This window comes from Comamonas sp. 17RB, from assembly GCF_030056555.1.
Taxonomy (GTDB): domain Bacteria; phylum Pseudomonadota; class Gammaproteobacteria; order Burkholderiales; family Burkholderiaceae_C; genus Comamonas; species Comamonas terrigena.
Genome location: NZ_JASHHY010000002.1, coordinates 462,295 through 474,005, shown reverse-complemented (window position 1 = coordinate 474,005; position 11,711 = coordinate 462,295). Strand labels below are relative to the sequence as shown.

Genomic DNA, 11,711 nt, shown 5'->3' with positions numbered 1-11,711 from the left:
ACCCGGATTTACTGGCGTGCCGTGCGCAGGGCTGCCGGCATGGCGCTGGGGTGGCTGGTGCGGAAGGGGCTGATGTCCAGGCCGCCGCGGCGTGTGTAGCGCGCATAGACGCTCAGCTTGACCGGCTGGCACTGGCGCCAGATGTCGGTGAACATGCGTTCCACGCACTGCTCGTGGAACTCGTTGTGGTTGCGGAAGCTCACGATGTACTGCAGCAGCCGTTCCTGGTCGATGGCCGGGCCGGTGTAGGCAATCTGCACGCTGCCCCAGTCCGGCTGGCCAGTGACCAGGCAGTTGCTCTTGAGCAGGTGGCTGACCAGGGTTTCGCTGATGGGAGGGGTCTCGGTGTCGGCGCGCAGCAGCTCGGGGCGGGGCTGGTAGTCGGTGCATTCCACATCCAGGCGGTCCAGCTCCAGGCCTTGCAGTTCCTGAACCTTCTGCGTGGCAAAGGCTTCGGGCAGCACCAGGCGCACGCCCACGGTGGCGCTGTGCGCGGCGCCGCGCCAGACGGCTTCGCTGACATCGGCACGCAGGCGGGCCAGCACCTCATCGGCACTGGCAAAACGGCTGTTGTTAAAGCTGTTCAGGTACAGCTTGAACGACTTGCTTTCGATGATGTGGGGCGTTTCGCAGGGGATGGTGAAGTGTACCAGCGCCACCTGGGGCTTGCCGCGCAGGTTCAGCCAGGACAGCTCATAGCCCGTCCACAGGTCGGCGCCAAAGAAGGGCAGCTGGCTGCCGATGCCGATTTCCGTGCGCTTGGTGGCGCGGGGCAGGGGAAAGAGCAGGCTGGGGTCGTACTGGTCGGCGTAGGCCGAGGGCTTGCCCAATTGGGATTGTTCGGGAGTGCTCATAAAAAATAGCTGTCCATGCGCTCCGGATAGGCGTCAGCGCGGAAATTTCACAGTCTGGTGGCGACGGGGTCAGTGGAACTCGCGTTCGCGCAGCCACTTGGTGGCGATCCATTTCTCGCCACGCAGCACCGGATCGCCACCGTGCAGCGTCAGTGTATGGGCTTGGGGCTGGGCATAGCTGAAGAACACCGCATTGCCCTTGCGCGGCTGGATGCGCAGCCGGGCTTCGGGGAAGGAGGTGCCGCCGCCTTCCTCAGGATCGTTCAGGTAGATCACGATCGTGCCCACGCGCTGGCCGCCCCGGCGCACGATGGTGGCCGTGCCGGGCTCGGCCGGGTCGAAGTAGTCGTGGTGGGGCTTGTACTCCGCCCCGGGGCCGTAGTGCAGCACCTGCAGGCCCTCGCCGTTCTCCAGCGGCCACTGCAGCAACTTGGCCAGGCGCGCTTCCAGCCGGGCCACTTCGGGGGTCTGGCCGCGCACGAAGAACATGCCCTGGCTGGTGCGGTCGGCATTGATCTCTTCGCTGCCGGTACGGGTCTCCACGGTGCGCGAGCGTGCCATCTGGGGGCGTGCCGCCGCGACGATGGCATCGCATTCGTCCGCGCTGAGCAGGTTGCCAAACAGCACGATGCGGGGGTGCTCCAGTGCCATCAGCACATGCACGGCACGGTCGCCCACATCGATGTCGGTGGGACTGCGGCGCAGGTCGGGCTCCGGAATCGGCGGGGCAGCCTGGGGCGCGGGGGCACTGCGCCAGCGCACCACCTGCGCAAAGGCCTGGCGGGCCACCGCATCGGACCAGCCGGTGTCGCGCAGCGACTGCAGCAGCGTGGCCTCCTTTTGACCAGCCTGCAGCTGCTGGTCCAGCCAGCGCAGCAGGTCGGGCGTGGAGCCGGGCACCATGGCGCTCAGGCTTTCCAGGGTGGTGGGGGCTGCACGCTCGGGCATAGGGGCTCTCCGTGGTCAGGTTCCAGAAGGGGCGGTACGGCGGAAGACCCAGCGGTCGGGTTGCGAGACTTCCGGTGCATAAGCATAGCCTTCGGCGTCGAACTGTTGAAGCTGGGCCGGACGGGTGAGGCGGTGTTCGATCGCATAGCGTGCCATCAGCCCGCGTGCGCGCTTGGCATGGAAGCTGATGATCTTGTACTTGCCGCCCTTGAAGTCTTCGAACACGCATTCGATGACGTGGGCCTTCAGGTGCGCCAGGTCCACCGCCTTGAAATATTCCTGCGATGCCAGGTTGACGACCACGGGTGCCTTGGCGTCCTTCTGGCGCGCGTTCAGATGCTCGGCGATGCGCGTTCCCCAGTACTGGTAGAGGTTGCGGCCCTGGTTGGTGGCCAGGCGGGTCCCCATTTCCAGGCGGTAGGGCTGCATCCAGTCCAGCGGGCGCAGCACGCCATACAGGCCGCTGAGGATGCACAGGTGCTCCTGTGCCCACTGCAGATCCTGGGTGGACAGGGTCCGGGCCTGCAGTCCTTCGTACACATCGCCATTGAAGGCCAGCACGGCCTGGCGGGCATTGCCGGCGGTGAATTCCGGGCTCCAGGCGGCGTAGCGCGCCACATTCAGTGCCGCCAGCTTGTCGCTGATGGACATCAGGCTGGCCACGTCCTGGGGTGCCAGCTCCCGCAGCACATCGATCAGCGCCTGGGACTGGGGGATGAACTGCGGCAGCGTGTGCGGCAACCGGTCGGGCAGGGGGGTGTCGTAATCCAGCGACTTGGCGGGCGAGAGCAAAAACAGCATGGCAAACAAAACGGAGGCTGGAGTGCAAACAGGGGCCACATGGGCCCCTGTTGTCTTGCGGTGCGATCAGGCAGCGGTGGCGCTGTCTTCGCGTTCAAACGGCAGCGTCATGGCCGCCAGGTCTTTGCGGGTCTCGACCAGGATCAGCGGACCCTCGTCGAGCACCACCACCGGCGGCCGCTCGCGCGGAACGTGCACGGGCTTGGGCTCGGCCGCGATGGCCGCCTGCACGGCAGCGATCTTGTCGGCATCGGAGTTGATCCACTGCAGACCCGAGGCTGCTGCAATCTGCTGCAGCGCATCCAGCGGCAGCTGGTACTGGCCGATGCGGGGCATGCGGCTGGCCGGCTCGGCCGCCGCCACAGGCGCTGCCACCGGTGCCGGAGCCGCCACGGGTGCGGCTGCGACCACGGGTGCGGCGGCCGGTGTGGCCGGTGCAGCAGCGGTTTCGACCGGTGCGGCAGCTTCGGCCACGTGCTCCACGGCGTCGACGGCCGCAGCAGGTGCCGCAGCGCGTTCGAAGTAGCTGCGGCGGGCCGGAGCGGAGTCGTCAGCGCCAGCATCCACGGGGGCGGCGGATTCGACCTGCGGGGCTTCAGCGGTCAGAGGCTGGGCTGCAGCGGCGGCTTCAGCCTCCTCGCTCACTTCGCCTTCGGCGGCGGCATCGCGGCCACGGCCACGGCGGTCGCGGCCATAGCGGTCACGCGAGCGGCGTTGGCGTGGTGCGCCGTCTTCGCCCACCGGGGCGGCAGAGGGCTCGCCATCTTGCGGCAGGGCGGTGGCAGTGTTGTCCAGCACGTCGGCGGCAGAGGCTTCAGGGGCCACAGCCGGGGCGCGTTCGCGGCGGCCTTCGCCGCGTTCTGCGCGCTCGCCACGCTGGCGGCCTTCGCCACGCTCACCGCGCTCACCACGCTCACCACGTTCGCGGCGGGGGCCGCGTTCGCTGCGTGCGGGCTCGGCACCGGCTTCCAGGCTCACGCCTTCGACCAGGTTCTGTGCAGCACCTTCCTGGGCCGACAGGCGTTGCTCGGCATCGCGGCGTTCGCCACGCTCTGCACGCTCACCGCGTTCGCGGCGCGGTGCGCGCTCGGTGCGCTCTCCGTCCTGCGGGCGGTTGGCACGGGCTTCGCCGTTGCGTTCGTTGCGGCGGCCGTTGCCATTGCCGTTGCGCTCGCCACGGCCTTCACCGGCTTCGCTGCGTTCACCGCGTTCGCCACGGTTGCCACCGCGTTCGTTGCGGCGGCCACGGCCTTCGCCGGTGCGACCGTCGCGGCGGGGCTCACGCTGGCCTTCGGGCTTGGCGGCCGGTGCGGCTTCCGTGGCCGGCTGGGCTGCCGGAGCACCAAAGCCGAACAGGCTCTTGAGCCAGGAGAAGAAGCCTTGCTCGCGCACTTCGGGCTTGGCAGCAGGCGCTGCCGCGGCAGCAGCCGGGCGCTGGCCTGCGGCTGCGGTGCGGCTGGCAGCGGGGGCGCGGGGTTCGGCCACCGGTGCCGGCACATCGGGCAGCACGCCCTTGATGATGGGGGTCTGCTTGTTGGTGGGCTCTTGCGAGCGGCGGGTGACCTTGGTCTGGTCTTCCACCACGTCGGCCAGCTTGTAGCTGGAGTCCAGGTCTTCCAGACGCGCGTCGTCGTGCTTCAGACGGTCCAGCTTGTAGTGCGGCGTCTCCAGCGTCTTGTTGGGGACGAGCATCACCGACACGCGCTGCTTGAGCTCGATCTTGGTGATTTCGGTGCGCTTCTCGTTCAGCAGGAAGGAGGCCACTTCCACCGGCACCTGGCAGTGCACGGCGGCCGTGTTGTCCTTCATGGACTCTTCCTGGATGATGCGCAGAATCTGCAGCGCCGAGCTTTCGGTGTCGCGGATATGGCCGGAGCCGCTGCAGCGCGGGCAGTTGATGTGGGCACCTTCGCTCAGGGCGGGCTTCAGGCGCTGGCGGCTCATTTCCATCAGGCCGAACTTGCTGATGGTGCCGAACTGGACGCGGGCACGGTCCTGGCGCAGGGCGTCGCGCAGGCGGTTTTCCACTTCGCGGCGGTTCTTCGACTCTTCCATGTCGATGAAGTCGATCACGATCAGACCGCCCAGGTCGCGCAGTCGCATCTGGCGGGCCACTTCGTCGGCGGCTTCCAGATTGGTGCGGGTGGCGGTTTCCTCGATGTCGCCGCCCTTGATGGCGCGGGCCGAGTTCACGTCCACCGACACCAGTGCTTCGGTGTGGTCGATGACGATGGCGCCACCGGAAGGCAGTTGCACGGTGCGCGAGTAGGCCGATTCGATCTGGTGTTCGATCTGGAAGCGGCTGAACAGCGGCGCGTCGTCGCGGTAGCGCTTCACGCGGGCGGCATGTTCCGGCATCACGTGGGCCATGAACTGCTGGGCCTGCTCGTAAATGTCATCGGTGTCGATCAGGATGTCGCCGATGTCATTGTTGAAATAGTCGCGGATGGCGCGGATCACCAGGCTGGATTCCTGGTAGATCAGGAAAGCGCCCTTGCCCGACTTGGCGGCGCCGTCAACGGCGCTCCACAGCTTGAGCAGGTAGTTCAGGTCCCACTGCAGCTCGGGCGCGGTGCGGCCGATACCGGCGGTGCGCGCAATGATCGACATACCCTTGGGGTACTCGAGCTGGTCCATGGCTTCCTTGAGCTCGGCCCGGTCATCGCCCTCGATGCGGCGCGACACGCCACCGCCACGGGGGTTGTTGGGCATCAGCACCACATAGCGGCCGGCCAGCGAGATGAAGGTGGTCAGGGCGGCGCCCTTGTTGCCGCGCTCTTCCTTTTCGACCTGGACGATCAGTTCCTGGCCTTCACGGATCACATCGTTGATGCGGGCCTGGCTGGGCGATACGCCTTCGGCAAAGTACTGCTTGGAGATTTCCTTGAAGGGCAGGAAGCCGTGGCGGTCTTCACCGTAGTCCACGAAGCAGGCCTCCAGGGAGGGTTCGACGCGGGTGACAACGGCCTTGTAGATATTGCCCTTGCGCTGTTCGCGGCCTTCGATCTCGATCTCGTAGTCGAGCAGTTTCTGGCCGTCCACAATGGCCAGGCGGCGTTCTTCAGGCTGCGTCGCGTTAATCAGCATCCGTTTCATGATGCGTTTCCTTTTCGTGAGGGGCGGGCAGTGGCAGCGATACGCTGCTTCACCGCGACGCCCCTGATTTTTTGCAATCAAAGACAGGCTCTGCTGGAGCCGTGATGCCTGACTGACGCGCTGAAACGAAAAGGAAGGGAATCGCCTGAGGCCTGGTTGCAACTGTGCCGAATCAGGTCAGCAAAGGTGGCAAGGGCAGGGGGCAGGGAGCGAGACGCGCATACAGCAGCGGCCGCTGTGTGCGGTCCGAGCCAGAGGCGACAAAAGACGGTGGGCGGCTTTTCACGGGGGCAGCAACGCTCCGCACCGGCACGTGCCGTTGCGTGATGCTCACCAGCCAGGAAAGAAAAGCCCACATGCTCGCTATACGTTTAATCGGCGGGTGGTGTGCAGAGCACCGTGCTCCAAACAGCACCACCAGCGTGAAGATTCCGTTCAGTGTTTCAATGCGTCAACCAGCCAGGTGGTGCGCCACTCCGTCAGGCCTGTCAGCCTGGAAATCATGGGCGCGACACCTGTGGCATCGACCTTCCTGCACGGGGGAAATGGCTGGCTGGACTAAACTCCATCAAAATCAACCACTTATAAATAAGTCGCGCAGGTGAAACACATTATAGAGGGCAAACCGGCCACCGACCGTTCCCCACAGCAAGTACAGGCAGCCGTGCGACTGATCGAGGTCGACGAGGAATCGGCAGGCCAGCGTCTGGACAACTTCCTGATGCGCCACCTCAAAGGGGTGCCCAAGACCCATGTCTACCGCATCATTCGCAGCGGCGAGGTCCGCATCAACAAGGGCCGTTGTGCGGCCGATACACGGGTGCAGACGGGGGATGTGGTGCGGCTGCCACCGGTGCGCGTGTCCGACAAGGTGCAGGAAAAGGCCGAGCGTCCGGCGCCGGCTCGGGAATTTCCCATCCTGCTGGAAGACGAGCACCTGATCGCCATCGACAAGCCGGCCGGCGTGGCCGTGCACGGCGGATCGGGTGTCAGCTTTGGCGTGATCGAGCAATTGCGCCAGGCGCGGCCGGAGGCCAAGTTTTTGGAGTTGGTGCACCGCTTGGATCGCGAAACCTCGGGCATCCTGCTGGTGGCCAAGAAGCGCTCGGCGCTGACCAAGCTGCAGGACCAGTTCCGGGAACGCGAAACCGGCAAGACCTACCTGGCCCTGGTGGCGGGCAGCTGGCCGGGCAACAAGAAGGTCATCGACACCCCGCTGCGCAAATACCTGCTGCCGGATGGCGAGCGCCGCGTGCGCACCACCACGGCCGACGATCCGGATGCCATGCGGGCGCTGACCCTGGTCAAGGTGCGCAGCCAGCTCGAGGCACGCAGCCTGCAGGGCCTGCCGGCCATGAGCTTGCTGGAAGTGACCATCAAGACCGGCCGCACCCACCAGATCCGGGTGCACCTGGCTTCGCAAGGCCACGGCATCGTGGGGGATGAGAAATATGGGGACTTCGATCTGAACCGCCGTCTGCCCAAGCAGGGACTCAAGCGCATGTTCCTGCATGCCTGGCGGCTGCAGTTCAACCACCCGGCCACCGACGAGCGCATCGAGTTGCGGGCAGAATTGCCCGAAGAGCTGGCCGAGTTTGTGGCCTGAAAGCACGCATGAGCACTGTGGATTCTTCCGTGCGGCCCCGCCGCTTTGATCTGATTGCCTTCGACTGGGATGGCACCTTGTTCGACTCCACCGCCGCCATCACCCGCAGCATCCAGGCTGCGGTGCGCGATGTCGGGGGAACGGTGCCGTCGGATGCCCAGGCGTCCTATGTGATCGGGATGGCACTGATGCCGGCGCTGGCCCATGCAGCGCCCGATGTGCCGCAGGACAAATACCCGGAGCTGGCCAACCGCTACCGCTACCACTATCTGCAGCAGCAGGAGCAGGTGACGCTGTTTGACGGTGTGCTGCCCCTGCTGCAGGCGCTGCGGGAACGCCACCACTGGCTGGTCGTGGCCACCGGCAAGAGCCGCAGGGGGCTGAATGAAGCGCTGGCCACGGTGGATCTGAAAGGCGTGTTCGATGGCTCGCGCACGGCCGATGAAACGGCCGGCAAGCCCCACCCCCTGATGCTGCAGGAGCTGATGGCCGAATTCGGGGTGGCGCCGGACCGGCTGCTGATGATCGGCGATACCACGCACGACCTGGAAATGGCCCGCAACGCCGGCTGTGCCAGCGTGGCGGTGGCCTATGGCGCCCACGGCAGCGAAGGTTTTGCGCCGCTGGGGCCCTTGCATGTCGCGCAGACGGTAGAGGATCTGCACGCCTGGCTGCTGGCCCACGCCTGATGCCGGCTTTGTCCCTATAGTGGCGGTATGACCCTGCCGCCCGACACTGCCATTGCCCTGTGCGCCAGCACCGATCTGCAGGAACGAGGGCGCGGGGTGTCGTTTGATGTGGTTTTTTCGGGACAGACCTGCCGGGGTTTTGCGATTCGTTACAACGGCGTGGCCTATGGCTATCTGAACCGCTGTGCCCACATCCCCATGGAAATGGACCATGAGGCCGACCGCTTTCTCGACGACAGCGGCGAATGGCTGCTGTGCTCCACCCATGGTGCGGTGTATGAACCCCATACCGGGCTGTGCGCGGGCGGCCCCTGCCGCGGCGGCCGCCTGGTGCCGATCGCACTGAGCGAGAGCGACGGGGTGGTGCACTGGCATACTGCCCACAACCTGCAACCTATCGAGTTTTGAGATGAGTTCACCGCAGACGCCCGGTACACCGGGTTCCGACCCTTCTTCCGCACTGCCCGGTCAAGACCTGTGGGCGCGCGCTGCCGTCCCCGAGACGCCGACCGCATCCGCTGCCGCAGCCCAGGCTCAGCCGCCGGGCTGGGAGCGCGATCTGCTGGAAAAGCTGGCCTTTGCCTCGCTCAACGAGCAGCGCAGCGCCCGCCGCTGGCGCCTGTTCTGGCGCTTTTCCTGGCTGATTCTGGGGCTGGCGCTGCTGTGGGCGCTGCTGTCCAAGGAGGTGTCGACGGCCGCCGTGTCCGGTCCGCACACTGCCGTGGTGGACATCAAGGGCGAAATCGCCTCGGGGGCCGACGCGAGTGCCGAATTCGTCATTGCCGCCATGCGCAGTGCGCTGGAGGACCAGGGTGCCCAGGCGCTGGTGCTGCTGATCAACTCGCCGGGCGGCAGTCCGGTGCAGGCCGGCATGATCACCGACGAGATCGTGCGCCTCAAGGCCATCCACCAGAAGCCGATTTACGCGGTGGTCGAGGAAAGCTGCGCTTCGGCGGCCTACTACATCGCCTCGGCGGCGGATGAGATCTTTGTCGACAAGGCCAGCATTGTCGGCAGCATCGGCGTGCTGATGGACGGCTTTGGCTTCACCGAGGTGATGCAGAAGGTCGGCGTGGAGCGCCGCCTGCTGACGGCAGGCGAGAACAAGGGCTTTCTCGACCCCTTCAGCCCGCTGACCGAGAAGCAGCGCGGGTTTGCGGAAACCATGCTGGGCCAGATCCACCAGCAGTTCATCGACGTGGTCAAGCGTGGTCGCGGCGACCGCCTGAAGGTGACGGATGAAACCTTCAGCGGCCTGTTCTGGACCGGTCAGCAAGCCATTGACCTGGGGTTGGCCGACAAGCTGGGCAGCCTGGACTATGTGGCGCGCGAGATCGTCAAGGCCGAAGAGGTGATCGACTACACGCGCCGCGACAACATTGCCGAACGCCTGGCCAAGCGCTTTGGCGCCGCCATTGGCGGTGGTGCGGTGAGTGCGGTGCGCGGCATGGCGCCGGCCATCCGCTGACAGCCCAAGCCCGCAGCAACCCTCTTTCAATACAGAAGCGCCTTCAGCGCCGTCTGCCAAGGTTTCCAGGCATCGTGTCTGGAAATTCCTGTGCAGCGGGCGGAAGGCGCTTGGTGTTTCTGGGGGCGGCTGCGCCGCCTATTGCCTATTGGCTATTGGCTATTGGCTATTGGCTATTGCCCCAGGGCAAACACCACCGGGGTGTGCTTGTCGGGCACGCGGTCCAGCTTTTTCCAGTCGCGCACGGTTTTGGACTGCACGCTGGCGCTCTCCAATGTCAGGCCGCTGGCCACCACCAGGCGGGTGGCGGGTTGCAGGCTTTGCAGCAAGGCCTGCCACAGGGCGGGGTTGCGATAGGGGGTCTCGATGAACAGCTGGGCCTGGTTCAGGCGCTGGCTCAGGCCTTCCAGTTCCTTGATGCGCTGGGCGCGCGGCGCGGCATCCTGGGGCAGGTAGCCCACAAAGGCAAAGTTCTGGCCGTTCAGGCCGCTGGCGGCCAGGCTCAGCAGCAGCGACACCGGGCCGATCAGCGGCACCACGGTGATGCCCAGGTCGTGGGCGGCGCGCACGATGGAGCTGCCGGGGTCGGCCACGGCCGGCATGCCGGCTTCGCTGACCAGACCCATGTCGTGGCCGGCCAGCGCCGGTGCCAGCAGGGCCTTGGCGTCAAACTGGGCACTGCCCTTGCCGCCGTGGTCGCCTTTTTTATGGGCTTCCCGCGGGAGTTCCTGGATCGCCTGGGCCTGCAGCGGGGCCGCCAGCGGGAACAGGGCATCCACCCGCTTCAGGTAGGCGCGGCAGCTTTTGGCGTTTTCGCTCACCCAGTGGGTCAGACGGGCGGCCGTGCGCAGCGTCAGCTCGGGCAGCACGTCGGTCAGCGGGCTCTGGCTGTCGCAGCCAAAATCCAGGGGGGCGGGCACCAGGTACAGGCGCCCCGGGGTGGCGGCGGTGCTCATGGCAGCACCAGCCCGGCAGCGCGCAGCATGCGGCAGGTGCGGATCAGCGGCAGGCCGATCAGCGCGGTGGGGTCATCGCTGTCAATCGCGTCCAGCAGGCTGATGCCCAGGCCTTCGCTCTTGGCGCTGCCGGCGCAGTCATACGGTTTTTCGGCCAGCAGATAGCGTTCGATCTCGGCGTCCGTCAGATCGCGAAAGCGCACGCCCACCTCGGCGATGTCGCTGTGCACCATGCCGGTGGCCTGGCAGACCACGGCCAGGGCGGTGTAAAAGCGCACGGTCTGGCCGCGCATCTGGCGCAGCTGGGCCACGGCGCGTTCGTGCGTCAGCGGTTTGCCTAGCGGCTGGCCGTTCAGGTCGGCCACCTGGTCGGAGCCGATGACGACGGCCTCCGGGTGCTGTTGGGCCACGGCATGGGCCTTGGCCAGTGCCAGGCGCAGCGACAGGTCGCGCGAGGCTTCGCCGGGGCGGGGCGTCTCGTCCACATCGGGCGAGGCGGTGGTGAAAGGGTATTGCAGGCGCTCCAGCAGCTCGCGGCGATAGCGCGAGGTGGAGCCCAGGATCAGTGAGCGGGCCACAGGGGCGGAAGAAGCAGTGGATTCAGGCATGCAAGGATTCTCTTACACTGCCGCCATGAGCAAGGATTTCTCTCCGGATCACCTTGATGTGAAGGCGTTTGCCCAGGCAGGCGCCACACTGACAGGCAGCGATCCGCTGTCACGATATACACGACTGGCCCAGGACGCCGAAGGCCCGGTGGACGGGTTGCAGGTGGATTGGCGCGCCGAAGGCGAATTGCGCGCCGAATCCGGCGGTGCCAGCCATCTGTGGCTGCACTTGACGGTCGAGGCCGGCCTGCCGCTGACCTGCCAGCGCTGCCTGCAGCTGGACCGCATGCCGCTGCAGGTGGACCGTTCCTTCCGCTTTGTGGCGGACGAGGCCACGGCCGAAGCCCTGGACGACGAAGCCGAGGAAGATCTGCTGGCGCTCAGCCGCGATTTCGATCTGCGCGCGTTGATCGAGGACGAGCTGCTGATGGCGCTGCCTCTGGTGCCGCGCCACGAGGTCTGCCCGCAGGAACTGCCCATGCAGTCCAGCGACGCCGACTTCGAGCAGGCCAGCGAGGAAAAGCCCAACCCGTTTGCGGTGTTGCAAGGCTTGCGCAAGAATGGCGCCCCGGACTGACTGGAGGTTTTCTCCATTCAGAAGCCTGCGCTGCTGCAGCGATCTTCGATCGGCAGCGTGGTCTGCCCAAGACACTGGTTATTCATTGCATAACGCTGTTGATAACGT

At 66.2% G+C, this 11,711-nt stretch carries 11 protein-coding genes; 5 read left to right on the top strand and 6 right to left on the bottom strand.

Annotated elements, in window-relative coordinates; genetic code table 11:
* Nucleotides 1-8 precede the first annotated feature (8 nt).
* The 4 genes from queF to QM470_RS05370 form a co-directional block, all read right to left on the bottom strand.
* Nucleotides 9-854 carry an NADPH-dependent 7-cyano-7-deazaguanine reductase QueF gene (gene queF, locus QM470_RS05385; protein WP_283338462.1) on the bottom strand — a complete coding sequence of 282 codons (846 nt, stop codon included), beginning with the start codon at nt 852-854 and terminating at the stop codon, nt 9-11.
* A 69-nt stretch (nt 855-923) separates the two neighbouring features.
* Nucleotides 924-1,802, bottom strand: a complete 879-nt coding sequence (locus QM470_RS05380) for a 2OG-Fe(II) oxygenase (RefSeq protein WP_283338461.1) — start codon at nt 1,800-1,802, stop codon at nt 924-926.
* Between the two features lie 15 nt (nt 1,803-1,817).
* Nucleotides 1,818-2,603: a peroxide stress protein YaaA gene (gene yaaA, locus QM470_RS05375; protein ID WP_283338460.1), complete on the bottom strand. Its 786-nt coding sequence runs from the start codon at nt 2,601-2,603 to the stop codon at nt 1,818-1,820.
* A 66-nt stretch (nt 2,604-2,669) separates the two neighbouring features.
* Entirely contained in the window at nt 2,670-5,699 is a 3,030-nt protein-coding gene (locus QM470_RS05370) for an Rne/Rng family ribonuclease (RefSeq protein ID WP_283338459.1), read from the bottom strand.
* Between the two features lie 601 nt (nt 5,700-6,300).
* Between QM470_RS05370 and QM470_RS05365 the strand changes: the two genes are divergently transcribed.
* From QM470_RS05365 to QM470_RS05350, 4 genes are read left to right on the top strand one after another with little or no spacing between them, the layout of a single operon-like run.
* Nucleotides 6,301-7,305, top strand: coding sequence for an RluA family pseudouridine synthase (locus tag QM470_RS05365; RefSeq protein ID WP_280013416.1), 1,005 nt, complete (start codon nt 6,301-6,303; stop codon nt 7,303-7,305).
* A gap of 8 nt (nt 7,306-7,313) precedes the next feature.
* Nucleotides 7,314-7,994, top strand: coding sequence for an HAD family hydrolase (locus QM470_RS05360; RefSeq protein ID WP_283338458.1), 681 nt, complete (start codon nt 7,314-7,316; stop codon nt 7,992-7,994).
* A gap of 27 nt (nt 7,995-8,021) precedes the next feature.
* Nucleotides 8,022-8,402, top strand: a complete 381-nt coding sequence (locus tag QM470_RS05355; RefSeq protein ID WP_283338457.1) for a Rieske (2Fe-2S) protein — start codon at nt 8,022-8,024, stop codon at nt 8,400-8,402.
* Nucleotide 8,403: 1 nt separating this feature from the next.
* Complete coding sequence (locus tag QM470_RS05350; protein ID WP_218333588.1) at nt 8,404-9,462, top strand: S49 family peptidase; 1,059 nt, start codon at nt 8,404-8,406, stop codon at nt 9,460-9,462.
* A gap of 173 nt (nt 9,463-9,635) precedes the next feature.
* On the opposite strand, the gene QM470_RS05345 is transcribed toward QM470_RS05350, so the two are convergent.
* Together QM470_RS05345 and QM470_RS05340 are read right to left on the bottom strand one after the other, a co-directional pair.
* Nucleotides 9,636-10,418, bottom strand: a complete 783-nt coding sequence (locus tag QM470_RS05345; RefSeq protein WP_283338456.1) for an SAM-dependent methyltransferase — start codon at nt 10,416-10,418, stop codon at nt 9,636-9,638.
* Entirely contained in the window at nt 10,415-11,026 is a 612-nt protein-coding gene (locus tag QM470_RS05340) for a Maf family nucleotide pyrophosphatase (protein ID WP_218333589.1), read from the bottom strand. The genes QM470_RS05345 and QM470_RS05340 overlap by 4 nt, the downstream gene beginning before the upstream one ends.
* A gap of 25 nt (nt 11,027-11,051) precedes the next feature.
* On the opposite strand from QM470_RS05340, the gene QM470_RS05335 reads away from it, so the two are divergent.
* Entirely contained in the window at nt 11,052-11,603 is a 552-nt protein-coding gene (locus QM470_RS05335; protein ID WP_066537168.1) for a YceD family protein, read from the top strand.
* Nucleotides 11,604-11,711: the final 108 nt, after the last annotated feature.